Here is a 24,014-nt window from a genome sequence, read left to right as displayed (position 1 = left end):
CCAACTTCTGCCGACGAATTTCTGACGCAGGACACTAGAGTGTTGGCCTATAAACTAGGCCCCTGGGCTTTCCCATTGCGCCCTGTTCACCCCGTCCGAGTCCGGCATCACGGCGCACCAATCGCCCATCAATCTGTCCGCCAGCATGAGGGAGAAACCCTCACCCGTAACCTCAGAGAGCGTATCGGCACCACCGGGGTAGGCCCGATAGCGCAGCTCACCGGGCAGCAGTGGGGCTGCGAAGGCCGTGAAGTCGTCCTCCAATAGCTCATTCCGGGGTTGCAACGCCGGATCGCTTATCACGCAAACCAGTGAACGTGGCCGCATGAGCCGGGTCACCTCGGCTGCGTTCTCCCGACTTACGCGGAACCATCGGCACCCGGAGGTACCGTACGCCCAGCGCTCACACACTAAGGTGAGGCGTTCGGATATCTTCGCCACCGTCTCCCAAAAACTCTCGTCCGCGACGGCACCAACAGGATTCGAGATCGCGGTGGGCTCAGGAGCTGCGTCGCGCCACTGGAGAATCGCGTCCTGGGAACGGAGTCTCGCGAGATCGGCGGCCACCGCTCGCGTCAGGTAGAGGTGTACAGCCCCGTCCCATCCCGACTCGATCTGAAGCCGCTCCGGGATGGAAAGCTGGCAATACGGCCCGCGCCCCGCTGCCATTCCCTCGACAAGGTCAATCGCCTGCGGGAACTGGACCTCCGCGCCGTTGCGAAGGCCGCGGTGCCTGTCAGGAAGGGGGTCATTCACCAGTAGCTCGCCGACCTCTAGAAAGTCAATGCCGCTCTTCGCGATCACCGCAGTGAGCACCTGGCGCAGTGCTGCCGCATACGAACTCCAGGCATCTGCGTCTGCCAACTCCTCTCTCACTCGCTCACTGCGAGGGCTGATGATCAACTCCTTGCTCATTTCGCCAGCCATGTCAGCCCTCACAGCTCTCCATCAGGCCCGATGTCCAGTCCGCAGGTTCCATCTCGAGCTGAGTCCTTAGTCGGCTGGAAGGGATTTCGGAAATTCGCACCCTTGAAAACGGCATCCATGTTCTCCCAGATCGCTGTATTACCTGCGGACACCTGCTCGGTCTTCGTGTATCCCAAGTACTTTGGTCCGACAGGCGCTCGGCGCGGCAGATCGGACGTCCCCACCACGTTGCCTCGACCAGAACCCGCCGGGTGGTGACGGTGTAGCGGCCGCGCGTGAGAGTCGCCTTCGTCCACTGCCGATCGGCCAGCGTCAAGGTCAACGTCGTAAGGCCCGCCTGGATGGCGACACCCCAACGCCAGGCAAACCCGAGCACCGCGAGTCCGGTCACGTATCCGAGCAACAACACCCACGGCCACCGGGGCCGCTTCCGGAACGGGGAATGGCCGGTCCACAGGACCGTTTCGCCGGGTTCCAGCTCCTCTGGTCTTCGTCCTCCCATACTGAATGCATACCCCGTCGGCACTCCCCTGACTCGTGACTTCCTCGCCGCCCGCGAAGGCGTCGTCGCATAGGCTCAAGCAACGCCACCTTGCTCAGAATGCTTCCATGAAACGCGATAATTTGCACCTCAATATCGATGCAAAACGTATTTGTTTCCTTTTCCAGCCGAGGTTTCCGCAGTTTTCGAAGACGTCCAGGAGCCGCTGCGCTCGTGATCGACCAGTCGGCACGATCAGCATGACGCATCGCGGTCCAGGTTCGAGCGGCTGTCGTCCGCGAGCGGGGTTCCGGCTCAGTCACGATCACGGTGCCGCCCGACGCTTCTGCCTCGGGCGTGCCGGGATACTTCGGCTTTCCGCCCGCGGCCGGACGAGGCACTGATCAGGGTCGAGGTCACGCAGCCGCGGCGGTGCGCGCCAGGCAGTGGCCGTCTCGGTTCAGCCCGCGTCCAGATACGCCGCCGCCACCTTCTTGGGCACGCACATCATCCAAGCGTTGACCACCAGCTCGGCGAGTTCGTCAGCGTCGAGTTCGCTCAGCACCGCACGGACCCAATTGAAGCGCAGGTCCGACTCACGGGGAAGCTGGAACTTGTGCGGCTCGGCAGCGACGAGTCCGGCGCGATGCTCCTTCGGATACGCGAACCCCATCGTCGATTCGTCCGGTGACAACGCGAGGTAGACGAGCCGTCCGACGCGGAACTTCACCTGGTCTCGCACGACTCCTTCCTCGCTTCGCGGCAACGACGCGGTGAGCGCGCGGATGTCCTCGGCAGTGACCACTGTTCCTCCTCGCGAGCCCTTTGCGATCGAACCTTGCCGTTATCCGCGTCGTCTCATGACCGGCCGATCAACCGGTCGACTGTCTGCCGCGGCATTGGCAACACTGAAGTATGGCAGTCGGCGACCATGTCCGGGTCTCCTTTTCCGGCAACGAAAAGCAACCGCCGGCTCCGGATGCCCCAGTCCCGGGTCAAGCCCGGGATAGGTCCATGGTCCAGTTCGTCTCCCAGGTCTCGCCGCCGTCGCGGGAGAACCGCTGCTCCCAGCGCGGAGTGTCCGTCGTGGTGCCGGACCAGACGAAGTGGACCCGGACCGGCGCGCCGTCGTGAACGTCGTCGCCGTAGAAGTCGCCGCGTCCGTGCCGGAAGACCCCCTCGACCGCCGGGAACAGCACGCCGGTGCGGGTGTCCGACCAGTAAATGCGCCACACTTTTTTCTCCAGGTCGAACAGGCGCAGGGTGACGCCGCCGAACCCGTGCGTCGGGAAGGTCACCTCATCGATATTGCCGACTCCGTCGAGTACTCGAGGAGGGCAGCCAGTCGTCGATTGGCCACGTTCCAGGAGCCGAAGAGAAAGTCGAAGTCATGCATGCGCCCACTATCGAGGGAGCGATCGCGCCGGTCAAGGGCGATTCCGGGAACTTCGGACATACCCAACACGTTCCGCGCGGATGATTTCGCTCGCCAGCTCAGGCACTTGTCCGTGCCTCGGACCATCAACACCCGAATCGAGCAGTTGATCATGCACTGTCAACGTGAAATCCGCATTGCGCAAAGGGTTTTATGCGTTCTTCGCGTCCCGGCCGCGAGACGCGAGCAGCCGCGGTCATCGGGCGGAACTGCTGAATTCGTAGGCCCTCAGGGGGAAGTGGTTGGCGTCCCACATGGTTTCCAATGTGGACGCCGGGCGGAGAGGCGCGTCGCCGTGTTCGTCGAAGTAGTAGCTGTTCGCCGAGGAGCACTGGCCTTGGAAGAAAATCTGCTTGTCGCGTCGTCCGAGCATCGCTTGGAAGTACTCGGCGTTCGCTTCCTGGGTGACCTCGATCCGGGTCGCGTTGCGTTTTCTGGCTGCTTTGAGCAGGCGGATGATGTGTTGGCTCTGGGTTTCGATCAGGGTGAAGTAGGACGATCCGTTGTATCCGTAGGGGCCGAGAATCGAAAAGAAGTTGGGGAAGCCGGGCACGCTGACGCCGTGGTAGGCCTGGAAGCGGTTCTCGGTCCAGAACGTCTCCAGGTCGGTTCCGCCGGAGCCGCGCACCGGGTACGCCGGCATGTTGCCTTTCTCGAAGACCTTGAAGCCGGTGGCCAGGATCAGGACGTCGGCCTCGTGCGTGTGGCCGTCGGTCGTGCGCACGCCGGTCGGGGCGATCGCCTCGATGGAGGTTGTCTCGAGGCGGACGTTCGAGCGGTTGAACGTCTTGAGGTAGCTGTTGGAGAAGCTGGGACGCTTGCACCCCAGGGAGTACGCGGGGGTGAGCTTTCGGCGCACCTCCGGATCCTTGACCGAGCGCTTGAGGTGGAGGCGGCCGAGTTTTTCCCCGAAGCTGGCCGTCGGGACATAGCCGTGAAAGTGCGCGGCGAGCGGGAACGTGACTTCCACATAGGACTGGCTGATCAGCCTGGCGACGGCCTTGCTGCCCGGGACGAGTCCGAGTGCGGTCCGGAGCGGTCCGGCGATGCTGGCGTCGGGCTTGGGCAGGCACCAGATCGGGGTGCGCTGGAAAACCGCGAGGTGCTCGACGTCCGGCGCGATGGACGGGATGATCTGCACCGCCGAGGCGCCGGTGCCGATGATCGCGACGCGTTTGCCTGTCAGATCCGCGCCGTGGTCCCAGCGGGCGGTGTGCATGAGCGTGCCCGCGAAGTCGTCGACGCCGGGGATGTCGGGCTTCTTGGGTTTCGTGAGCACGCCAGTGGCATTGACGACGTACCGGGCGGTGAGGGTTTCGCCGTCGCCTAGCCGGACGCGCCACAGCGAGGTCGCGTCGTCGTACTCGGCTCCGGCGACTGTCGTGCGCAGGCGGCTGCGGCGGCGGATGTCGTACTTGTCGACGCAGTGCTCGGCGTAGGCCTTCAGCTCGGCGCCGGGCGCGTAGACGCGGGACCAGCCGGAGAGCTGCTCGAACGAAAACTGGTAGGAGAACGACGGGATGTCGACGCCGACCCCGGGGTAGGTGTTCCAGTGCCAGGCGCCGCCGAAGCCGTCGCCCTCCTCGAGGACGAGGTAGTCGCCGAAGCCGGCGCGGTCGAGCAAGATGGCGGCGCCGATGCCGGACAGTCCGCCCCCGACGATGAGCACCTCGTGGTCGGGACGGATGTTCATGCGGACTCCTTGCTGGCCTGGATCCGCGCGGCGGCGAATCGGGAGGTGGCGCCGACGACGACGGTGTCGGCGCGGTACTCGACGCCGTCCGCGGCGCGGACGCCCTGGTCGACGATTGCGTACGCCGGCCAGTGCACCAGCCGGGTCCGCGGGTCCTGCAACGCCGCGTAGTAGCTCGGGCTCACCTGGGTGCGGCCGGAGTCGTAAGCGCGGTGCGGGGTGAGCTGGCGCCGGGTCCAGGCATCGCGGACCGCCAGCCGCAGCCAGGTTTTCGCCGCGACCCGGCGCAGTGGACGGGGCACGCCGACGGGCGTGACCCACGCGGGACTTTCCTCGAACACGACGACCGAGGAAGCCGTGTGGAGCAACTCCGGCAGGATCGACGCGGCCTCGGCGCCGGTGGCCAGCAGCGCCACCCGTTCGTCGATGTAGGAATGCTCGAACCAGTCGGTTCCGGTCAGGAGACGGGCCATCAGGCGACCGCCTCGGGAGACAGGCCCTTGACCCAGGACTGGGGCTTGCCCAGGAGCCTCGCCGGCAGCTTCCCGGTGAGCTTGACCATCGGGTCGGCCAGGAGCCGGTGGTAGGGGTGCTCGCGGTCGGTGATCATCCCCGCCAGCACGCGGAAGATGTGGTACGTCGGCACGTACCGGGTGTGCTCGCCGCGTCCGCCGATCTTCGCGAACCGGCGGACCGCGTTCATCAGCTTGCGCTCGTCCAGGCCCATTCCCACGACGTTGTCGCGGATCTTGTTGATCAGCGGCACGAACACCACGATCAGCCCGACGAGCACGCGCGGGTCCAGGAGCCCGACCCCCTTGACGAGGTTCTCGACCGGGCCGCGGGCTCCGATCAGGTCGAGGACCTCGAAGTCGGTGGTGATGTGCCGTGCCTCGTCGGAGTTGATGTGCCGGAAAACCTCGTGGCACACCGGGTCCTTGACCTCGTCGGTGAGGAACTTGACGAGCGCTCCGTCGAGCGCGACCTCGAGCATCGGGATCAGCGCCGCCAGACCGGTCAGCGGGAGCTGGTCGCCGTAGGTGTCGAGGACCTTGATCGCGAGCTTGACGTTGATGTTCGGCTCGGGGACGCGGCCGTCCTCGAGCATGCCCCAGCGGCGCATGAGGGCGAGTTCCGCGTTGGCGTGCTTCTGCTCCTCGGCGTGGAAGTAGCGGTAGATCTCGCGGATGGCGGGCGTGGGCGCCTTCTTCGCCAACGCGGCGAAGCCACGCGCGCCGATGTGCTCGATCCAGACCAGATCGGCCATGAACGGCTTCATCCTGGCCCGCGTCTCGTCCGACATCGTCTCCGCGCCCGGCGCGTCCCAGTCGATGTCGGCCAGCGACCACTGCTTTTCGATGATCTTCGCCAGCATGGCGTCGAAGTCATAGGTCACAGGTCTGCTCCTTCGGGATCCGCCTCGGTGCTGAACGGCGCTACTCGCGCGAGCAAGCCGCCGATCCGTGCGTGCGCGGCCGGGGTGAGGCGCTTGCTGAGCCAGATCGCGCGGGCGTCGAGCTGGGGAACGACGTACAACCGGCCCTTGTCGTGCCCGTCGAGCGTCATCCGGGCGACCTTCTCCGGCGACATCCCGACCACGTCGGCGATGCGGGCCGCGGCGCCCGATGCCGCGCGGTCGATCAGCTCGCCGCTGAAGATGTTCGTCCGCACGAACGTCGGGCAGAGCACCGTCACCCGCACCCCGGTGCCGGCGAGCTCGGCGGCGAGGGTCTCCGACAGGCTCATCACGCCCGCCTTGCTCACGTTGTACGCCGCCATCCTCGGCCCAGCCGCGAACCCCGCGGCCGATGCCACGTTGACGACACCGCCGCGGCCCGCGTTTTTCATCGCGGGCAGGAAGTGGTGGCACCCGTGGATGACGCCCCACAGGTTGATTCGCAGCGTGCGTTCCCACTCTTCGAGCGGCGTGTGTCCGACGGTGTGGCCCCCGGCGCCGATGCCCGCGTTGTTGATGAGCAGCGTCGGGGCTCCGTCGAACCACTCGATGCAGCGGTCCCGCAGACTCGCGACTTCCTCGGAGCCAGCGACATCGCACCGTACGGCGAGGCCGATGCTCCCGGCTGCTTCGACGAGAGCAACCGTTTCCTTGGCGCTGGCTTCGTCGATGTCGGAGCAGACGACCCGGGCGCCGCGCTTCGCCAGCTCGATCGCGAACGCGCGCCCGATTCCGCTGCCTGCTCCCGTGACGACGGCTGAAGCGCCCTTCGTCACGGGCTTGGTGAATCCGATCATGCCGTAGCCACCTCCGCGGGGACTGGCCGCGCCGAACCGCGCGGCAGATGGGTCTCGATGAAGTCCGCGATCGCGGCCAGTCCGGCCTCGCTCTCCGGCAGCACGGCGGTCATCGCCTGGAAGACGTGCATCAGCCCCGGCCAGATCCGGTGGTCCACGGTGAAGCCCGCTGCTTCGATCCGGCGGGCCAGCTCGGTGGCGTCGGCGGCGAGCATTTCCCGGGAACCGGCGTGCACCAGCGCGGGCGGGAAATGCTCCAGGTCGTCGAAGGCCACGCGCAGCGCATCGCTGCGGAGGGCCTCCTCGTCGGCGTACCGGCGCAGGACGCGCCGCGCGACCGCGGCGGCGGCGAACGGGTCGCGCTCGATCCGGTCGCGGACCATGCCGCGGGCGAGGTCGAGCTCCACGACGGGCGAGAGGGCGACGAGCGCGGCGGGGAACGGCCGGCGCGCGCGGACGAGTTCGAGCACCAGCAGAAGGGCCAGATGACCGCCCGCGGAATCGCCGGCGACCACGATGCCGGCGGGGTCGTGGCCCTGCGCGACGAGCCAGTCCCAGGCGGCGCGCACGTCGTCCGACGCGGCGGGATAGGCGTGGGACGGCGCGAGACGGTAGTCGACCGAGAAGACCGGGAGACCGGTGCGTTCGGCGATTTGCGAGGTCAGGCCGCGGTGGGTGCGGCTGGAGCACACGACGTACCCGCTGCCGTGGATGTACAGCACGACGCCGTCCGAGCGGTCCGCGGCAGGCGTGCGCACCCACTCGCCGCGCACGACCGGACCCGCGCCCTCCTCGACCCGCTCGAACGTCGCGCCCCGCACCGGGCGGGATCCGAACCGGAGCCCCGCGGCGATGAGCGACCGGCTCACGAGCGTGCCGGCCCGTCCGTTCGGGATGAGCCGGGTCAGCGGCCGCCAGGTCGCGCCGAGCAACCCCATCGCCGCGCGGCTGCGCAGCGAGAGTCCCGGGGCCGGGTAATTCTGAAGGCGCATGCCCTCAGATTGGAGGTTCGCGCCTTCGGCTGTCAAGATCGGGCCATGGCGCGAGTCGAGAAGGGACGGCCCTACGGCGGGAAATCAGCTGACGAGCGGCGCGCGGAGCGCCGGGCCGCACTGCTGCTCGCCGGACGCGAACTGTGGTGCGAGAGCGGCTGGGCTTCGGTGACGATGCGCGGTGTCTGCACCCGCGCCGGCCTCACCGACCGGTACTTCTACGAGTCGTTCACCGGCCGGGACGCCCTGCTCGTGGCGGTCGCCGAGAGCGTGCGCGACGAAATCCTGGCCCTCATTCTCGAGGCGGTGCTGCCGCGTCGCGACGCACCGCTGCGCGTACAGCTTCGAGCCGCCCTCGAGGTCGTGGTCAGCCAGATCGCCGACAACTTCGGCACCACCCAGATCTTCTTCGGCGAGCACGGCGGCAGCGACGTCCTCGAGTCGATGCGGCGCGACACCGTGCACGCCGTCGTCGACATGTTCATGACGTACGCCGAACCGAAACTCGCCCCGGACGCGTCCGCCGCTGAATTCCGGGTGGCACTGCTGGTAGGCATCGGCGGCTTCGTCGAAGCGGCAACGGCATGGCGCTCCAAAGCCGTGCCGATGACCGCGCCGGAACTGGTCGACACACTGATGCGGATGGCCGAACGCCTCGCGGTCGGTTTCGTGGATTTGTCCTGAGGGGCGACCGCGCGCCGCCTCAACGGTGCTCGATGCGCCCGAGCTTCGCGTGGCCCAGGATCGGGTAGCCGGGCAATCCGATGGCCACAACGCCTTTCTTCGGCTGGCCTCCTACCCACAGGACCCCGGTCGCCCGAACGATCGGGACGACGGGCGAATCGCCGATGGACACCGTGCGGGATCCTTCCGGTGAGGTGACCCGGCAGGTGCGTTTCCGGCGACTGCCGCCGTTTCTCAGCGAGTCGGGGACGATCCGCAGTGGCGTCCAGTGGGTTGCCCGAATTGCCCGCGGTGCACGGATCAGCCACTGGTGCAGGGATGTCGCTGACGTCCAGACCAGAGCGGCGGCCAGATAGAGCCCGAGGAACGTGGCGAGCCCGAGGAGTTCGTCGGATTGCTGGTACGTGTGCAGCAGCAGGGGCGCGTAGGTGGCGACCAGCCAGGCCGCCAGTGCGAGCTTCGTGATGGCGGCCGCGATTCTCCGGGGCCGGTAGAGCCTGATGATGAGGCCGAGTTGCTCGTTGTGCGTCGGAGGCAGCACCGGAGCCGACACCGGATGCGCCGAGCTCGGCAGTTCGCGGGCGCGGAGGACGGCCGTGCTCACGGTGCCTGGGACCACGAGCCCTGCCCGGCCCGAAGGTTCGGGGCCTAGCGCCCAGACGTAGCCCCTGCTGTTGATCAAGCCGTTGACCACTGGCGGGCCGATGCGGAACCACTGGTCGTCGGCCAGCCTCAGGTACAGCGCGCGCTTCGTGGCCCGGAGCATGCTGCCGTCCACGGGCACTTTGCGGAACGGCAGGTCGAGCAATCGTTCCCGCACTTTGTGCGGGGCACGGAAGGCGGCCCGGACGAGCAGCCAGAGCCTGGCAGCCACCAAAGCAGTCGCGACGGCGGGAAGTGCGAGGTAGATCTTCGACCGGGCGAACACGATCAGCGCCACGCCCGCCGCCACGAGGGCGAACAGGAGCACGGCACGTCTGCGCAATTTGCCCCGGTTCCAGCGCAAGCTCGGCGCGAACGACCGGTCCTGACTCGCCGGACGGCCCTCCTCCGGCTCGAGGATTACGACGCGGTCCGCGGGCGGCGTGTCGGCATCGGGGACTGCGCTCATCGGCGGATCCGTCCTGACCAGGCGGCTCCTGATCGGACCCGGGTGAGCAAGAGATTAGTACGCGAGCCGCCAAGCGTCGCCAGCCCTCGCGATCCGCGGCGGCCGCTAACGATCGCGCGGGAAGCGCGTGGCACAACTGCGCATCCCGAAATTCGCCCCTAAAACACTTTGCCCATAAGTCTAGTATTCAGGTATGCCTCTTTTCAGCAGGTTCAGCGCCCTCCCCGCCGCAGTCACAGTTCTCACGGGAACAACAGCCCTGCAGATGACACTTGTCGCAGTCGGAAACATCACGGACTTCGGCACCAATCAAGATTTCGTCCGCCACGTTCTGGCGATGGACACTACATTTCAATCGCCCAACATGATGTGGCGCGCCATAACCAGCCCCGGGCTTGCCGATGCCGCCTATCTTGCCATCATCGCGTGGGAGGTTCTCACCGCACTGGTGCTCATTTGCGGATTTATCGGCTGCATACGAAACCACATATCCGGACACGCTCCGTCGACGGCCTACAAGCTGTCCGGTCTGGGCTGGGTAATGCAGTTGATGCTTTTCGGGATCGGTTTCCTGGCGATAGGCGGAGAGTGGTTTCAGATGTGGCAATCGAGCAAGTGGAACGGTCTCCAGGCAGCGCTTCCGCACATCATCATCGCCTCGTTCGGTCTCGTGCTCGCTCACCTCGCCGCGAAAGATTCACCGCAGCGCTAGGACGCAAGCGAGTCGAAGCATCCGGTCCGTGGTCAGCGGATGCGCAGGCCGTCGAAGAGGACTGACACGATTTGCCGCGCCTCGTCCTGCCATCCGTCGGCGACCTGCAACGCGCAGATGCCGCCGAGTGCGTGCAGGAGGGTGGTGCCGGTGATGTCGTCCCGCACGAGGCCCGCCGAGGCGCCCGCGGCGAGCAGCCGGGCGAGGGCGTCCGCCATCTGGGCGCGGGCCTCGCCGAATACCGGCGAGTTCGTCGTCATGATGTGCTGCAGGGCCACCGCCATCCCCTTGCCCACGGCCGCGTGGTTGACCAGCAGCATCAGGAAATGCCGCAGCGCCTCGTCCGGGGACCGCGTCTCCAGCAGGGCGGCCGGTGCGTCACACAGCTCGTCGACTTCCTTGCGGTAGACCGCTTCAATCAGGGCTTCGCGCGTCTCGAAGTGGCGGTAGAGCGTCCCGATCGCGACGCCCGCGTTGCGAGCGATGTCCTCGACATGCGCATCAGCGTCTCCCGTGAGGAAGGCTTGCCGAGCTGCGGCCAGCAGGGCTTCGCGGTTGCGCCGGGCATCAGCGCGCAGCGGACGGGACGACGGCACCAGAACCTCCATAAGGTGAGTCCGACTCCGCTTGTGTACTGTTAACGGAGTCAGACTCACCTTACTGAAGCGAGGCCTGGATGAAGCCGCCAGGAGAAGAACTGCACGGGTTGCGGGTCCTAGTGACCGGCGGCAGCCGCGGCATCGGCGAAGCGACCGTGCGCCGGTTCGCGGCAGCCGGGGCGACCGTGCTGGCCGTCTCCCGCACCGCACCCGCGGACGATCTGCCTGCCACGTTCATCGCCGCTGACCTGTCGAGCGCGGAAGGAGCCGCCGAGCTCGGACGGCGCGTCACCGAAGCCGTCGGAGGGGTGGATGTCCTGGTCAACAACGCCGCCGCGGCCAGTTCCGCGGCTCCGACGCTGAGCCGCACCGACGAATCGTGGTTGGCGGACCTGGACATGAACCTCCTCAGCGCCGTCCGTCTCGACCGCGCTCTCGTGCCCGGCATGGTGGAGCGCGGGTCCGGCGTAGTCGTGCACGTTTCGTCGATCGCGAGCCGGCTGCCGCAGCGCACCGAAGCGTCCTACGCCGCCGCCAAAGCAGCGCTCAACGCCTACAGCCGCGAATTGGCGACTGAGGTCGGTCCGCACGGGGTGCGGGTCGTGTGCGTGCTTCCGGGATTCGTGGTCACCGACGGCGCGCTCGCCCATCTGCAGCGCATCGCCGATCAGCGGGGCGTCGGCCTCGACCAGGTGAAACAGCAGATCGTCGACCACCTCGACATCCCGATGGGACGGCCGGGAGAACCGGAGGACGTCGCGGAGATGATCGCGTTCCTCGCCTCGGACCGGGCCGGCTGGCTCACCGGGGCGCAATTCCGGGTCGACGGCGGGATCATCCCCGCCCTCTGACGAGAGGAAACCCATGCGCACCACCCTTCTTTCCCTGGTGATCGACGCCGCCGACATCGACGCCGAAAGCGCGTTCTGGCAACGGGTGCTGGGCGCCTCGGTCACGAAGACCGCGAGCCACCACTTCCTCCAGGCCGACGGATTCCCCGCGCTGGTCGTGCAGGCCGTGCCCGGCCACGTGCCGCCGACCTGGCCGGACGGAAACGACCAGCAGCTGCACTTCGACCTGCGCACCGACGACCCGGCCGAAACGCACCGGCTGGTCCTCGAAGCAGGCGGACGGTGCCTGGAGCCCGGTCAGCGGTCCGGCGTCCGGGTCTACGCCAGCCCTGCGGGACATCCCTTCTGCGTTCGGTCGACCTGACCGCCGGATGCGGGCAGCTCAGCTGTCCGCGCGCGGCACCATGCCGAACCGCTTCATCAAGAAGGCGAGCCAGTGCGTCGTGTGGGCGACGCCTTCGGACCGGCTCGTGGCGGTTCCGTGCCCGACGTTTTCCCACACCCGCAACAGGATCGGCGCGGCAGCTCCCGCCGCGGCTTGCGTCCGGGCGATGAACTTGCGGGTCGGACCCGGCGGGCACGCGACGTCGGCGCCCCCGGCGTGCACGTAGAGGGCGGGATACGCGACATCGGGCCGGACGAGTTGGTACGGCGACATCTGGGCTAGCCGGGCGATGTCGTCCGGGTCGGCCAAGTCGCCGAATTCGGCGGTGACGGCGAACCGGCCGTACGGGTGCCGGTGGCATCCGATGAGGTCGGCGACCGGGCATTGGGCCACTACCGCCGCCCACAGCTCCGGCCGTTGCGTGAACGCGGTCGCGGCCATGACCCCGCCGTTGCTCCAGCCGGTCACCGCGAGCTTGTCCGGAGAGGTCACGCCGCTGGCGACAAGATGTTCGGCGATGGCGTAGAGGTCGTCGTAGCTGTTCTGTTTGTTCTTGACCCGCCCGGCGTCGGCCCAGTCGGACCCGAGATCGCTGCCACCGCGCTGGTGGGAGATCACCAGGGCGCCACCGGCCTCGACGAAGGCCGCCACCGGGCCTGGGAACTGCGCCGGCCACGAGACCCGGCCGCCGCCGTACGCGGTGATGAGAGTCGGCAAGGTTCCGTCCGCGCCGTCCGGGAGGACGAGGTGGTACGGCACGCGGGTGCCGTCCCGGGACTCCGCCCAGCGGAGCGAGACAGTCGCGCCCGCGAGGTGCACGCGCGGCGGGCACAGCGTCTCGACCTGGGGCGAGCCCAGGCGGTAGCGGTAGAGGCCGGGCGAGGAAACGGGAGTGGAGAACAGGAACACGAACTCGTCCGGATGGCCGTCGGGGGCCAAGCCGGCCGTCGGGAGGACCTCCAGCGGCAGCGCGCCCCGGCCGGGAAGCGGGACTTCCGCCAACTCCCGCCCGTCGCGGTCGAAAACCCAGGCGCGCGCCTCGGCGTCGACCGACCCGGTCACCACCACGCGGTCGCCGACCAGCCTGAGGTGGCTGAGCACGCGACCGGATTCCGGGACCAGTTCCGTCCAGGTCGCCGGATCGGACGGAACGGCCGCGTCGAACGGGATCGCGACGATCCTCCCCCGCGGTGCTCCGTGGTTCGTGACGGCGACATACCGGTCACCGTCGATGACGCCTGCCACCGACGAGTCGAGCCCTCGGACGAACGGCCGCCACGTCCGCTGCGGCAACTCGCAGACATACTCCGGAAGAGGCCACACAGCGGTCACCACGGCGCGCTTTCCGTCCGCGGACACCTGCACTGTCGGCGCGTGCACGACATCGACCGGTTCGGGTTCACTGGCCGGTTCGTCGCCGACGGCGTGGAAATAGGCCCGGAAGGCGAAGGCCTCGGAGGTCAGGTCGCCTGCTGTGTAGAAGAATCCCGAGCTGTCCGGCAGCCACTGCGGGACGACCGTCGGCCCCATCGTCGGCTGCGGGATCCGGTCCGGCAGCCGTTCGCCGGTTTCCGTGTCCAGCAACCAGATCTCGGCGAGTTCCGAGCCGCCCTCGCACACGCCCAGCGCGGCGATCCGGCCGTCCGGGGAGGGCACGAACCACGAGATCTGCCGGGTCCCGTCGGCATTGGGGTCGTACAGCACCCGGCCGGCGCCGTCCGGGAGGTCGGATACGACGAGCACCGCACGGTCGGGGTAGTCCGGCCCGGGGCCGCGATCGAGGCGGAACCAGCGGCCGCCGGCGAAACGCGGGGCCGGCTCCACCATCCAGTTGGCCGATCCGGTGCCGTCCGCGACACAGCGGTCGACCGAGGCGCGGAGCGCGGCCAGATGGGGCCAGTCATCGACGAACGCGTCGGTGAGCGAGTTCTGCGCCTGCTGCCACGCTTCGGTCTCCTCGCTGTCGTCTTCCAGCCAGCGGTAGGGATCACGGAAGCTGAGGCCCACGACTGTGTCCTGCGCGTCGACAGTCCGCGCAACCGGGTAGTCCAGCTGTTCGTCGGCCATCGCTCGATCCTTCCGCCTCGCCGGTGTCCGTTGTGGACGGATCCACTGTGCCCCGCCGCCGCCCGGATTCCGAACGACAGGTGGCGCGCAAGCAGCTTGATCGCCGCGACACATGTCGATCGCGGAACGGGGTTCTCCCGCGCCAGAATCGGCGGCACTGAGCACCTGAACTGCGGAGAGGCCACGATGAATGCGGATGCCGTTGTCGTCGGAGCGGGGGTGATCGGGTCGGCGGTCGCGCTGGAGCTGGCCCGGGCCGGGCGCCGGGTGGTGGTGGTCGACCGGGCCGCGGCGGCGGGCCAAGGCTCCACCAGCGCGTCCAGTGCCGTGATCCGGTACAACTTCTCCACCCTGGCCGGCGTGACGACGGCGTGGGAATCGCACTTCTGCTGGTCGTCCTGGGCCGATCACCTCGGCCACGACGTCGGGGACCTGGCCCGGTTCACCCGCAGCGGCATGGTCATGCTCGACGTGGACGCCGCTCCGCGCGCGGGTTGGCTGCCGCTGTTCGACGAGGTCGGCGTTCCGTACGAGGAGTGGGACAGCGCGACGCTGGCGCGGCGGTTGCCCGGAATCGACAACGGTCGCTACTGGCCCCCGAAGCGCATCGAAGACGACCAGTTCTGGTCCGACGCGGCCACGACACTCGGCGGGGTCTACACCCCGGACGCTGGTTACGTCAGCGATCCGCAGCTGGCCGCGCAGAACCTGGCAGCGGCCGCGGCGAAGGAGGGCGCGGAGTTCCGGTTCCGCGCGACGGTCGCCGGGGTGGAGTCGGAAAACGGCCGGGTCGGCGCGGTCGTGCTGGCGGACGGAACGCGGATTGCGGCCCCGGTGGTGGTGAACGCGGCGGGGCCCTGGTCGGGCAAGCTCAACCGGATGGCCGGGGTCGGGTCGGACTTCGCCGTCTCAGTGCGGCCGATGCGCCAGGAGGTCGCCCACGTGCTCGCGCCCGAGGGCTATCACCCGAGCGGCGGGGTCGGGCCGTCGGTCGCGGACATGGATCTGGGCACGTACTTCCGCGGCGAAGTCGGCGGCGGGCTGCTCGTCGGCGGGACCGAGCCGGAATGCGATCCGTTCCAGTGGCTCGACGACCCGGACGACGCCGATCCGAACCCGACGATGGCCGTGTTCGAAGCGCAGGTGACGCGCGCGGCCCGGCGATTGCCGGCGCTGCGCGTGCCGAACCGGGCGCGCGGAGTGGTCGGCGTCTACGACGTGGCCGACGACTGGACGCCGATCTACGACCGGACCGAGCTGCCCGGGTTCTACGTCGCGATCGGCACCAGCGGGAACCAGTTCAAGAACGCGCCGGTCGTCGGCCGCCTGATGAACACCCTGATCGAGCAGGTCGAAGCCGGAGCCGACCACGACACCCACCCGATCCAGTACACCGGCACCCACACCGGCCTCCCCATCGACCTCGGCGCGTTCTCCCGCAAACGGAAACACCACCAGAACAACTCCGGAACCGTGCTCGGCTGACCGCGCTCCTCTGTGGACGGTGGTAGCGTCGGTGCTCGGCACGGAAGAGCGCGCGAAGCGAAATGGACGCCCATGTCCGACGGTGACCTCCAGTCCATTGTGGACGATCTGGCCGAGCGCCTGCACCGCTCGGTGGCCATCGACGACCCCGCGATCCGACTTCTCGCGGCCAGCCGCCACTTCGGCGACGAGGACGCCGTCCGGGTCGGCTCGGTGCTCAACCGGGCCGTGCGGCCTGAGATCACCACCGGTCTCTTCGCGCTGGGCATCGCCGGCTGGACCGAACCCGGCATCGTCCGCGTCGAGGGGGCCAAGCCGAGATTGTGCGCGCCGGTGCGGTGCAACGGCATGCTGCTCGGCTACCTGTGGCTCATCGACGAGGACGGCTCGTTCAGCGAGTCCGAACTGTCGGCAGCCGCAGCCGCCGCGGAGGCCGCCGGCTCCGTGCTTTACCGCAGGCTGCTGCTGCACGAGCGGTCGAAGGCACGGCACGAGGGCATCCTGCGCGAACTCGTTTCGCCCGACGCCGACATGCGCGCGCAGGCGATCGCCGACCTGCGGGCCGAGCAGTTGTTCGGCGAGGACCGTACCTGCTTCACCGTCCTCGCGGTGCAATGCCGCGTGTCCGGAGCAGCCGCGCCGCCGCAGGAAGTCGCCTTTGAAGCGGCGATCGAGGAGGGCGTGCGCACCGTCGTGGACGACGTCGCGCTGATGGTGGCCAACCGCTCACGGGGCTGGCTTCTCCTCATCCAACGGCAACCGCCGGCGCGCGCTCTCGTCGACGCGATCGCCGAGCGGATCACCAGCCGGTTCCAGCGGCTGACCGACGGCGCCGCGCGGCCCGTCGCCGGTCTCGGCGGAACCGTCACCGAACTCGACGCTGTTCTCGAGTCGTATCAGCAGGCGTCGCTGGCGGTGCGGGCCGCGTTGCTGCTGCCCAGCGTCGGCGACCTGGCCCGCTGGGGCGAACTGGGGCCCTACGAACTGCTGCTGAAGCTGCCGCCGGACGACCTGCGCAGCAGTGCCCGGGTTCCGGCACTCCAGGCCCTGGATCGAGAGGACCGGCACCACGTCCTGCTCGACACGCTGACCGCCTTCTTCGACCACGGCGGCAACATCCAGCGCACCGCCGACACGCTGCGCGTGCACCGGGCCACGCTTTACCAACGGCTCAAACGGATCGAGCAGATCACCGGATGCAGCCTCGACGACGGCGACGACCGGCTCATGCTGCACCTTGGCCTCAAACTGCGCCTGCTCGCCTCCGCGTACGACGACCGGCTCGGCGGCTGACCGGCTCCGGCGCCCGCGACAAACGCGCAGCATCTCCCCGCGCAAGACGCGACCGTTGTTGATTCCGGGCCCGCCACGCCCGGCGATACGTTCGCTGGCATGGCAGAACCGAGCGATCCGACTCGTCACCTGGCCGACGAGCTGTGGGCACATCTCCAGCGCACCCAGCCGCACTTCGCGCTGCACGCCGGCGAACCGGTCACGCAGCTTCCCCGCGGCACGTACGAGGAAGCGAGCGAAGCCGCTGCGCTGGGCCGACGGATTCTGGCCGGACTCAACCGGGCTCCGGAGTCCGATGTGGACACTTCCCTCGCCGCTGTCGTCCGTGCGCTGGCCACCCAGCTGGCCGGAGCCGACGAGGACTACTGGTGGAGCTTCCCGGTCGCGCCCTACCAGAGTTTCGGCTGGACCCTGTACGGCCAGCAGGTGTTCCGCCCGTTCGCCTTCACCGCCGGCGACGAGGCGAAGCGCTACCTGTCCCTCGTCAACGACTTCACGCACATGATCAAGGCCGCGCACGCCAAGCTCATCGGCCAGGCCGAACAGGGCATCGTGCTGCCGCGCCCCGCGTTGCCCGGCTTCCTGGCCGCTGTCCGCGCGCATCGGGCCGCCGCGGCCGAATTCCTGCGGCCTGCGGAGTCCCGCCTGGCTGACCTCGATCCCGCGACGCGCACGATGCTGGCCGACGGCGTCGACCGGCTTGTCGTCGACGACCTCTTGCCCGCCTTCGACGCCGTCCTCGCGCACCTGGACGGACCGGGCGCGCAGAGCGCCGTCGACGGCATCGGCCTCGGCCAGTACCCGGGCGGGCACGAGGCTTACCGCCGGTTGGTGCGCCACTACGCCACCTACCCCATCGAGCCTGAAGAGGTCCACGAACTGGGGCTGAAGGCCGTTGCGGAGCTCACCGAGCAGCTGGCCGAAATCCGCCGCGAAGTCGGCTTCGACGGCGACGAGACCTCGTACCGAGCCGTTCTCGAAGCCGATCCCCGTTTCCACGCCCCCTCCCCCGAACACGTCGCCGACACCTACGGCAGGCACATCGCCGCCATCGAACCGCTGCTCGACCAGTGGTTCAGCGTCCGCCCGCGGGCCGCCTTCGGCGTTCAGCGGCTCGACCCGGAGCTGGAAGCGGGCATGACCTTCGGCTACTACGAGCAGCCGATCGCCGCGAATCCGGTCGGCCGCTATCGGTTCAACGGATCCGGCCTCGACGGACGCGCACAGATCTCGGCCGCGGCGCTGATCTTCCACGAGCTCGTGCCCGGCCACCACTTCCATCTGGCCCGCCAGGCCGATGACGCCACCCTGCACCCGCTGCAGGCGCAAGCCGCCGCGGAATCGCTCGGTGCCTACTGCGAAGGCTGGGCCGAGTACGCCGCCTCGCTCGGCTTCGAAATGGGCCTGTTCAGCGACCCGTGGGACCGTTACGGCGCCTGCCTGCACCAACGGTTCGTGGCGCAGCGGCTGGTCGTGGACACCGGCCTCAACACACTCGGCTGGTCCGAGGACAAGGGCCGCGCGTACCTGTCCTCGACGACTATGGAGTCGCCGGCCCAGGTGTCCACCGAAATCCTGCGGTACGGCACCGATCTGCCTGCCCAGTCCCTGTCCTACCGGCTGGGTTTCGAGAAGTTCTGGGAGCTGCGCCGCACCGCTGAACGCGCGCTCGGCAGCCGGTTCGACGTGCGGGAGTTCCACGAAACCGTGCTGGGACAAGGCACTCTTCCGCTCACCGCCGTCGAGCTCAATGTGCGGGCTTACGCAAACCGCTGACCCGACCGTGCCAAGAAGCCGCCCCGAATCAGGAGGTCCCGTGCCTGCCTCGATGTTCATGTCCCCCGAACACGTCGCCCGGATGAACGAACTGCTCGCTGCTTCCGCCGAAGTCCGGGCCGCATGCGCGGATCTGGACCGGGATTGCGAAATCGCCTACGAATTGAGCGACGGCCCGTCCGGCACCGTGCATTGGGTGCTGCGCTTCGACCGCGGTCTCGGCGCGCGCTTCTCCCTCGAACCGTCGCCGCGGGCCGACATCACGTACTTCGGCGACTGGGCGGACGTCATCCGGACCAGCCGGGCCGCGCACGCCGGCGAACCGGTCGAGGAGAACCTGACGGAATCCGGTGACGCGTCCGTCCTCGAACGAGTCGCCCACGCCTACGCCACCGCCCGCCGGGTCGCCACTGTGCCGGTCGAATTCCCCGACGTGGGCCCGGCCGAGGCGCGATGAACGCACCCCGGCCGGAACTGACGTCGCGTTACCGGTCCGCGGTCCGCGCCCCGGTGAGGTCGCCGAGAGCGTGGAGCAGCACGTGCGCGAGGTTGTAGATCACCGCCCCGGGCGGTGCCTGCCGAGCCTGGTCCACAGTTCCCACGATGCTGGTCATCGGCTTGCCCGCGCTCTTCGCCGCTGCCGCGACCGCGTCCAGTGCGCGCCCGACGGCCGGTTCGGCGGCACCGCCGGGCAAACCGAGCGATACCGCCAAATCGGCTGGCCCGACCAGCACCGAATCGACTCCGGGGACCCCAAGGATTTCCCCGGCCGCCGCGCACGCTTCGGGCGTTTCCAGCATCGGCACGACGACAGTGGTTTCCGCCGCCGTCTCCAGATGCTCAGCACTGGTGCGGGCACCGAACCGGCCGGCTCGGCTGTAGGTCGCGAAACCCCGCTGCCCGAGCGGCGGGTAATGCGCGGCGGCGACCGCGGCGCGGGCCTGGTCCACGGTGTCGACGTGCGGCACGATCACGCCGTCCGCGCCCAGGTCGAGCACCCGCAGGACCTGCGCCGGTTCCGCCGCCCCCACCCGGACCAGCGCGCCCATTCCGTGTGCTTGCGCGGCGACCAGATGCTGCTGCAAGGGGACCAGGTCGGCCGGGCCGTGTTCGCAGTCGAGCACGACGAAATCCAGCCCGGCCACCCCGGCCATCTCGACCAGTGTTTCCGAGGGCAGCCGCAGCAGCCCGCCGAGCAGCCGTTCCCCGGACCGCAGGCGCTGTTTGAGCGTGGTCACCGCGCCACCATCCCCGCCGACAGGTCGATGTCCGCCGCGCACAGGCCGGGCATCGCCAGCATCGCGAGCACCGCAGCGGCCACCTCGGACTCGGTGACCATCCGGCCCAGTGCGGCGCGGCCCGTGAACGCGCGTTCGGCCTCGGCGTAACTGACGCCGGTGCGTTCCGCCTCCAACCGGAAGTTCCGTTCCATCCGCGGGCCCTCGACCGGCCCGGGCGACAGGGAGTTCACCGCCACCCCGTACGGCCCGACCTCGCCCGCGAGCGTGGCCGTCAAGCCGAGCACAGCCATTTTCGAAGCACAGTAAGGCGTACGGCGCAGGAGCGGCCGTTTCCCGCTCACGGAAGCGATGTTGACGACGTCGCCCGCGCCACGCGCCGTCATCGCCGGCAGAAAAGCGCGGCACACCAAGTAAACCCCGCGCACATTGACGCCGAACACCTCGTCCCACTCCTGCGGTTCGACCTCGACGAGCGGCTTCACCGGCCCCGCGACCCCGGCGTTGTTGACCAGCACCGAGATCTCCTCGTCCGCGAGTTCCTCGGCAAGGGCGGTGACCGAACGCGGATCGGCGACGTCGCACACCGCTGCCCGGCCCGGTCCGGACAGCGCCGCGACCGTGGTCTCGAGGGCGTCCCGCCGACGTCCGGTCACGACAACCCGCGCGCCCGCCGCCGACAACGCGCACGCGATCGCGCGGCCGAGCCCGTTCCCGCCGCCGGTGACGAGCGCGGTCCGTGCCGAAAGCGACGCGGTCACGCCGGGTTCCAGGAAAGCTCGCTCCGCCGGAACTCCGCCGCGCGCACATCGCCCGACCGCGCGTGGCCTTCGAACAACTCCACCCGCGCCGCGCGTCCGCAGACTTCGCCGAGCCGCACACTCGACTCGCTGCTCGTGACCTCCTGATAGGTCACGGTCTTCAAGTACTTCCCTACCCACAGCCCGCCGGTGTAGCGGGCGGCGCCGCGCGTGGGCAGGACGTGGTTGGTGCCGATCACCTTGTCGCCGTAGGACACGCAGGTGCCCGGGCCGAGGAAAAGCGCACCGTAGTCCCGCATCTTCGTCAGCGCCTGACGCGGCTGCTCGGTGAGCACCTGGACGTGCTCGAACGCGTAGGAGTCCGCCAGCGCGAACGCCTCGTCGAGGTCGTCCACGACGTGGATCTCGCCGTGGTCGCGCCAGGCCGGCCCGGCGAAGTCGCGGGTCGGCATGCCCGGCAGCAGCGCCTCGACGTGCTCCAGCACCTCCCGTGCGAGGTCCTCGGACGTGGTGATCAGCACGGCCGGAGAGTCCGGGCCGTGTTCGGCCTGGGACAGCAGGTCCACCGCGACGACGAACGGGTCGGCCGTGTGGTCGGCGACGATCAGCACCTCGGTCGGGCCGGCGAACAGGTCGATCCCGACCTCGCCGAACAGTTGCCGCTTCGCTTCGGCGACATAAGCGTTGCCCGGCCCGGCGATCAGGTCGACGCGCCCGACGGTTTCGGTCCCGACCGCCAGCGCGGCGACCGCCTGCACGCCGCCGAGGAGGTAGATCTCGTCGGCTCCGGCCAAATGCATGGCGGCGACGGTCGCCTCCGGCACCTCCCCGCGGATCGGCGGCGTGCACGCGGCCACTCGCGGCACCCCGGCGACCTTCGCGGTCACGATGGTCATGTGCGCGGAGGCGGTCAGCGGGTAGCGACCGCCGGGCACGTAAGCGCCCGCGGCAGCGACCGGAACGTGTTTCTGTCCCAAGTGGACACCCGGAAGCGTTTCGATTTCGAACTCCTGCAACGAGTCCCGCTGCCGCTGCGCGAAAGCGCGCACCTGGTCCTGGACGAACCGGATGTCATCGAGCACCTGGCCGGGCACCCGGGCGACGATCTTCTCGATCTCCTCGGGCGAGAGCCGGAACGATTCGGGCGACCACGAGTCGAATTTCTCCGAGCACTCGCGGACCGCGGCGTCCCCGCGTTCGCGGATGTCGGCGATGATCGCGCGGACCCGGTCGCCGACGTCGGTGCGGTCGGCCGCGACCTGCTCGGCGGGGACAGCGGATTTCAGGGTCTTGGGCATTCAGGACTCCTTCGAGAATGGGGAAAGACAGCACAGCCACTCGGTCAAGGCCGAGGCCGCGGCACCGGGCGTCTCGAGCGTCAGCAGGTGTCCGGCTTCGGGAAGCACGCGCAGCACGGAATTTCGCGCCCGCGCGGCGATCGAACGGTGGAATTCGGGCGGGCACAAGCGATCCTGTGCCCCGGAGACGACGAGCACCGGACAGGAGAGGCCCGCCACCGCGGCGTGCGCGTCCCGCCGGGTCGCCTGGGCGGCGAGCTGGGCGCGGAACACACCGGGCCCGACCCGCCGCGCCATGGCGAGGAAACGCTGTTCCAGCACCGGATCCGGGGCGGAGAACATCGTCGGCAGGATCTCGTCCGCGACCACGTCGTCGAATTCCCCGGCGAGCGTGCGGCGGTCGAACGCGGCCCAGGCGGCGAGTTGCTCCGCGGTCGGCGCGCCGGCATTGGTCGAGACGGCACAGAATCCGGCGAGCCGCTCCGGCGCCCGGCGCGCGACCTCGAACCCGGCGATCGCACCGAGACTCAACCCGGCGAGCACGAACCGGCTCTCGACCGCGGCCAGGATCTGCTCGGCCATGCCGCCGATGTCCGGCGCGGTGATCTCCGCGTGGACCACCCGCCCGGGCAGCCGCGGCCAGATCTCGGCGTCGCACAGCATTCCGGGGACCAGCACCACCGGCAGGTCAGTCACCGGCCGGCCGCGCGAGGCAGCAGATGCCACGGCGCGAGGTAACCGTTGTGGTCCAGGCCGACGCCCGCGTCGGCAGCCGCCTTCACGACCTCGTCGTCCCAGTCGAGACGCACGCGGCCGTCTCCGCCGTTGACCACCAGCAGCGTCGCCCGCTCGTCCGACACGTTGCGGACACTGCGCCACGCGCCGCGCGGCACGGAAACCATGTCCCACGGGCCGAGGCGCACGCTCGTCTCGTCGTGCCGGTTGAGCGTGACCTCCCATTCGCCGTCCTTGACCAGCAGCACCTGCGTTTCGTCGTGCCGGTGCAGCGGGATGCCTTCGCCGGGCTCGGCGCGCAGCCACGCGACATTGTGGCCGTGCGGGTTGTAGATGGGCGGTTCCTGGTCGCGGTCTTCGGTCATGCCGAAGCCGATGACCGGGGCCAGTTCGGCGCGCCCGCCGGGCACGGCACCGCCCAGCAAGGCGTGCGCGGACCACTGCAGATCATCGGCCGTGGCCACGCGGCGGCGCAGCTTCGCCGCGTCGTAGGACGGCAGGGCGGCGATGTCGGCCGGAGCCATCGGCTGGACCAGTTCCGCGGCGTCGGGCGGTTCGTCGCCGGCGAGAGTGTCGATCAACCGGTTGTCCGCGGTCAGGTGCAAGCCGTGCCTGCCCGCCTCCCGCAGCACCGACGGGCCCCAGATGATGCCTCCGGTGTCGTCGTGGCCCAGCACGGTGAACAGCCAGCCGTCGTCCGGGCCGATGTTGGTGAACCCGCGGAAGATCCACGTCGGGATCGAGGCGATGTCGCCCTCGCGCAGCACCAGTTCGCCTTCGTCGCCGTCCGCGCCCCAGCGGAGCAGGAACTCGCCGCGGAAGCACAGGAACACCTCCGCGGTGAAATGCAGGTGCAGGTTGTTGGTGATCCCGTGCGGCATCGCCGCCGCCCCGATGCTGAACCCGTGCGGCTCGCGCAGGTTCACCACCTGGTCCGCGTTCTGGGTCACCCCCGGGCCGATCATCGAGTAGTTCTCCTTGCGGTCCGACCCCGGCGTCCGGCAGTCGATGAACGCCTGATCGCAGGACACGAAATCGGTCCGCCGGATCGTCCGGCGGGCCAGCTCGCCCGCCGTCACCGGCCCTTCGTCGGTACGCATGGCACCCCTCCGAAACCTGGTTGTTTATACGTATGCATACGACCATCGCGTGCGGGTTCTGTCAAGACGCTCCAGCGTCAGGCCTTCGCGCGGGCGGTCCGGAATTTCCGCTAGGATCCGTATGCACGCCCGTTGCGC

At 69.0% G+C, this 24,014-nt stretch carries 25 protein-coding genes; 8 read left to right on the top strand and 17 right to left on the bottom strand.

The features are described from left to right. Window positions 1–54: 54 nt before the first annotated feature. The 9 genes from EIZ45_RS42570 to EIZ45_RS42535 all read right to left on the bottom strand — a co-directional run bounded on the left by EIZ45_RS42570 (window position 55) and on the right by EIZ45_RS42535 (window position 7,781). Window positions 55–915, bottom strand: a complete 861-nt coding sequence (locus tag EIZ45_RS42570) for a hypothetical protein (protein ID WP_134669453.1) — start codon at window positions 913–915, stop codon at window positions 55–57. A 20-nt stretch (window positions 916–935) separates the two neighbouring features. Then, on the bottom strand, window positions 936–1,151 hold the full coding sequence (locus tag EIZ45_RS47770) for a toxin C-terminal domain-containing protein (protein WP_369127032.1): 216 nt from the start codon (window positions 1,149–1,151) through the stop codon (window positions 936–938). Window positions 1,152–1,868: 717 nt separating this feature from the next. Beyond that, window positions 1,869–2,213 (bottom strand): MmcQ/YjbR family DNA-binding protein, encoded by a 345-nt coding sequence (locus tag EIZ45_RS42565; protein ID WP_037819993.1) that lies wholly within the window; start codon window positions 2,211–2,213, stop codon window positions 1,869–1,871. A gap of 190 nt (window positions 2,214–2,403) precedes the next feature. Next, complete coding sequence (locus EIZ45_RS42560) at window positions 2,404–2,706, bottom strand: hypothetical protein (RefSeq protein ID WP_240690929.1); 303 nt, start codon at window positions 2,704–2,706, stop codon at window positions 2,404–2,406. A gap of 333 nt (window positions 2,707–3,039) precedes the next feature. Then, window positions 3,040–4,536 (bottom strand): NAD(P)/FAD-dependent oxidoreductase, encoded by a 1,497-nt coding sequence (locus EIZ45_RS42555; RefSeq protein ID WP_037819996.1) that lies wholly within the window; start codon window positions 4,534–4,536, stop codon window positions 3,040–3,042. After that, a complete protein-coding gene (locus EIZ45_RS42550; RefSeq protein ID WP_134669455.1) occupies window positions 4,533–5,009 on the bottom strand; it encodes an FAD-dependent oxidoreductase in 477 nt (158 codons plus the stop codon). The genes EIZ45_RS42555 and EIZ45_RS42550 overlap by 4 nt, the downstream gene beginning before the upstream one ends. Then, window positions 5,009–5,932, bottom strand: coding sequence for a ferritin-like domain-containing protein (locus EIZ45_RS42545; RefSeq protein WP_134669457.1), 924 nt, complete (start codon window positions 5,930–5,932; stop codon window positions 5,009–5,011). The genes EIZ45_RS42550 and EIZ45_RS42545 overlap by 1 nt, the downstream gene beginning before the upstream one ends. Continuing rightward, complete coding sequence (locus tag EIZ45_RS42540; RefSeq protein ID WP_134669459.1) at window positions 5,929–6,789, bottom strand: SDR family oxidoreductase; 861 nt, start codon at window positions 6,787–6,789, stop codon at window positions 5,929–5,931. The genes EIZ45_RS42545 and EIZ45_RS42540 overlap by 4 nt, the downstream gene beginning before the upstream one ends. Next, window positions 6,786–7,781, bottom strand: coding sequence for an alpha/beta hydrolase (locus tag EIZ45_RS42535; RefSeq protein ID WP_134669462.1), 996 nt, complete (start codon window positions 7,779–7,781; stop codon window positions 6,786–6,788). The genes EIZ45_RS42540 and EIZ45_RS42535 overlap by 4 nt, the downstream gene beginning before the upstream one ends. 45 nt (window positions 7,782–7,826) lie before the next feature. On the opposite strand from EIZ45_RS42535, the gene EIZ45_RS42530 reads away from it, so the two are divergent. Beyond that, window positions 7,827–8,465 (top strand): TetR/AcrR family transcriptional regulator, encoded by a 639-nt coding sequence (locus tag EIZ45_RS42530; protein ID WP_134669464.1) that lies wholly within the window; start codon window positions 7,827–7,829, stop codon window positions 8,463–8,465. Between the two features lie 19 nt (window positions 8,466–8,484). Here the strand turns inward: EIZ45_RS42530 and EIZ45_RS42525 are convergent, their stop codons facing one another. Continuing rightward, complete coding sequence (locus tag EIZ45_RS42525) at window positions 8,485–9,576, bottom strand: hypothetical protein (protein ID WP_134669466.1); 1,092 nt, start codon at window positions 9,574–9,576, stop codon at window positions 8,485–8,487. A gap of 193 nt (window positions 9,577–9,769) precedes the next feature. Between EIZ45_RS42525 and EIZ45_RS42520 the strand changes: the two genes are divergently transcribed. Further along, window positions 9,770–10,288, top strand: coding sequence for a DUF2165 domain-containing protein (locus EIZ45_RS42520; protein ID WP_134669468.1), 519 nt, complete (start codon window positions 9,770–9,772; stop codon window positions 10,286–10,288). A gap of 32 nt (window positions 10,289–10,320) precedes the next feature. On the opposite strand, the gene EIZ45_RS42515 is transcribed toward EIZ45_RS42520, so the two are convergent. Beyond that, the gene (locus tag EIZ45_RS42515; protein WP_134669470.1) at window positions 10,321–10,884 is read right to left on the bottom strand and encodes a TetR/AcrR family transcriptional regulator; all 564 of its coding nucleotides are present in this window, start codon (window positions 10,882–10,884) and stop codon (window positions 10,321–10,323) included. Between the two features lie 80 nt (window positions 10,885–10,964). Between EIZ45_RS42515 and EIZ45_RS42510 the strand changes: the two genes are divergently transcribed. Both EIZ45_RS42510 and EIZ45_RS42505 read left to right on the top strand, forming a co-directional pair. After that, on the top strand, window positions 10,965–11,738 hold the full coding sequence (locus tag EIZ45_RS42510; protein ID WP_134669472.1) for an oxidoreductase: 774 nt from the start codon (window positions 10,965–10,967) through the stop codon (window positions 11,736–11,738). Window positions 11,739–11,751: 13 nt separating this feature from the next. Continuing rightward, window positions 11,752–12,102 (top strand): VOC family protein, encoded by a 351-nt coding sequence (locus tag EIZ45_RS42505; protein ID WP_134669474.1) that lies wholly within the window; start codon window positions 11,752–11,754, stop codon window positions 12,100–12,102. Between the two features lie 18 nt (window positions 12,103–12,120). Here EIZ45_RS42505 and EIZ45_RS42500 read toward each other — a convergent pair whose 3' ends face one another. After that, window positions 12,121–14,190 (bottom strand): prolyl oligopeptidase family serine peptidase, encoded by a 2,070-nt coding sequence (locus EIZ45_RS42500; protein ID WP_167756706.1) that lies wholly within the window; start codon window positions 14,188–14,190, stop codon window positions 12,121–12,123. A gap of 186 nt (window positions 14,191–14,376) precedes the next feature. Between EIZ45_RS42500 and EIZ45_RS42495 the strand changes: the two genes are divergently transcribed. The 4 genes from EIZ45_RS42495 (at window position 14,377) to EIZ45_RS42480 (ending at window position 19,201) form a co-directional block, all read left to right on the top strand. Next, window positions 14,377–15,675 carry an FAD-binding oxidoreductase gene (locus EIZ45_RS42495; protein WP_134669478.1) on the top strand — a complete coding sequence of 433 codons (1,299 nt, stop codon included), beginning with the start codon at window positions 14,377–14,379 and terminating at the stop codon, window positions 15,673–15,675. Window positions 15,676–15,747: 72 nt separating this feature from the next. Continuing rightward, on the top strand, window positions 15,748–16,968 hold the full coding sequence (locus EIZ45_RS42490) for a CdaR family transcriptional regulator (RefSeq protein WP_134669480.1): 1,221 nt from the start codon (window positions 15,748–15,750) through the stop codon (window positions 16,966–16,968). 99 nt (window positions 16,969–17,067) lie between these two features. Further along, on the top strand, window positions 17,068–18,744 hold the full coding sequence (locus tag EIZ45_RS42485) for a DUF885 family protein (protein ID WP_134669482.1): 1,677 nt from the start codon (window positions 17,068–17,070) through the stop codon (window positions 18,742–18,744). Between the two features lie 40 nt (window positions 18,745–18,784). Further along, the gene (locus tag EIZ45_RS42480; RefSeq protein ID WP_134669484.1) at window positions 18,785–19,201 is read left to right on the top strand and encodes a hypothetical protein; all 417 of its coding nucleotides are present in this window, start codon (window positions 18,785–18,787) and stop codon (window positions 19,199–19,201) included. Window positions 19,202–19,229: 28 nt separating this feature from the next. On the opposite strand, the gene EIZ45_RS42475 is transcribed toward EIZ45_RS42480, so the two are convergent. Genes EIZ45_RS42475 through EIZ45_RS42455 form a run of 5 tightly spaced genes read right to left on the bottom strand, consistent with a single transcriptional unit; the run spans window position 19,230 to window position 23,876 of the window. Next, window positions 19,230–19,982, bottom strand: coding sequence for an HpcH/HpaI aldolase/citrate lyase family protein (locus EIZ45_RS42475; protein ID WP_205670297.1), 753 nt, complete (start codon window positions 19,980–19,982; stop codon window positions 19,230–19,232). Then, window positions 19,979–20,743, bottom strand: coding sequence for an SDR family NAD(P)-dependent oxidoreductase (locus EIZ45_RS42470; RefSeq protein ID WP_240690930.1), 765 nt, complete (start codon window positions 20,741–20,743; stop codon window positions 19,979–19,981). Before EIZ45_RS42470 ends, EIZ45_RS42475 begins: the two co-directional genes overlap by 4 nt. Further along, window positions 20,740–22,041 carry a histidinol dehydrogenase gene (gene hisD, locus EIZ45_RS42465; RefSeq protein WP_134669488.1) on the bottom strand — a complete coding sequence of 434 codons (1,302 nt, stop codon included), beginning with the start codon at window positions 22,039–22,041 and terminating at the stop codon, window positions 20,740–20,742. The genes EIZ45_RS42470 and hisD overlap by 4 nt, the downstream gene beginning before the upstream one ends. Continuing rightward, window positions 22,042–22,767 carry an alpha/beta fold hydrolase gene (locus tag EIZ45_RS42460; RefSeq protein WP_240690931.1) on the bottom strand — a complete coding sequence of 242 codons (726 nt, stop codon included), beginning with the start codon at window positions 22,765–22,767 and terminating at the stop codon, window positions 22,042–22,044. Continuing rightward, complete coding sequence (locus EIZ45_RS42455) at window positions 22,734–23,876, bottom strand: cupin domain-containing protein (protein ID WP_037820025.1); 1,143 nt, start codon at window positions 23,874–23,876, stop codon at window positions 22,734–22,736. The genes EIZ45_RS42460 and EIZ45_RS42455 overlap by 34 nt, the downstream gene beginning before the upstream one ends. Window positions 23,877–24,014 lie beyond the last annotated feature (138 nt).

This window comes from Amycolatopsis sp. CFH S0740 (genome assembly GCF_004522315.1).
GTDB classification, from domain to species: Bacteria; Actinomycetota; Actinomycetes; order Mycobacteriales; family Pseudonocardiaceae; genus Amycolatopsis; species Amycolatopsis nivea.
This window is presented reverse-complemented; position numbering and strand designations above follow the sequence as displayed.

Coding starts and splice junctions, on each gene's coding strand:
- EIZ45_RS42500 (WP_167756706.1), bottom strand. CDS start 14,190: ATGGCCGACGAACAGCTGGACTACCCGGTTGCGCGGACTGTCGACGCG.
- hisD (WP_134669488.1), bottom strand. CDS start 22,041: ATGCCCAAGACCCTGAAATCCGCTGTCCCCGCCGAGCAGGTCGCGGCC.
- EIZ45_RS42550 (WP_134669455.1), bottom strand. CDS start 5,009: ATGGCCCGTCTCCTGACCGGAACCGACTGGTTCGAGCATTCCTACATC.
- EIZ45_RS42555 (WP_037819996.1), bottom strand. CDS start 4,536: ATGAACATCCGTCCCGACCACGAGGTGCTCATCGTCGGGGGCGGACTG.
- EIZ45_RS42485 (WP_134669482.1), top strand. CDS start 17,068: ATGGCAGAACCGAGCGATCCGACTCGTCACCTGGCCGACGAGCTGTGG.
- EIZ45_RS42520 (WP_134669468.1), top strand. CDS start 9,770: ATGCCTCTTTTCAGCAGGTTCAGCGCCCTCCCCGCCGCAGTCACAGTT.
- EIZ45_RS42535 (WP_134669462.1), bottom strand. CDS start 7,781: ATGCGCCTTCAGAATTACCCGGCCCCGGGACTCTCGCTGCGCAGCCGC.
- EIZ45_RS42490 (WP_134669480.1), top strand. CDS start 15,748: ATGTCCGACGGTGACCTCCAGTCCATTGTGGACGATCTGGCCGAGCGC.
- EIZ45_RS42505 (WP_134669474.1), top strand. CDS start 11,752: ATGCGCACCACCCTTCTTTCCCTGGTGATCGACGCCGCCGACATCGAC.
- EIZ45_RS42570 (WP_134669453.1), bottom strand. CDS start 915: ATGAGCAAGGAGTTGATCATCAGCCCTCGCAGTGAGCGAGTGAGAGAG.
- EIZ45_RS42540 (WP_134669459.1), bottom strand. CDS start 6,789: ATGATCGGATTCACCAAGCCCGTGACGAAGGGCGCTTCAGCCGTCGTC.
- EIZ45_RS42525 (WP_134669466.1), bottom strand. CDS start 9,576: ATGAGCGCAGTCCCCGATGCCGACACGCCGCCCGCGGACCGCGTCGTA.
- EIZ45_RS42455 (WP_037820025.1), bottom strand. CDS start 23,876: ATGCGTACCGACGAAGGGCCGGTGACGGCGGGCGAGCTGGCCCGCCGG.
- EIZ45_RS42510 (WP_134669472.1), top strand. CDS start 10,965: ATGAAGCCGCCAGGAGAAGAACTGCACGGGTTGCGGGTCCTAGTGACC.
- EIZ45_RS42495 (WP_134669478.1), top strand. CDS start 14,377: ATGAATGCGGATGCCGTTGTCGTCGGAGCGGGGGTGATCGGGTCGGCG.
- EIZ45_RS42530 (WP_134669464.1), top strand. CDS start 7,827: ATGGCGCGAGTCGAGAAGGGACGGCCCTACGGCGGGAAATCAGCTGAC.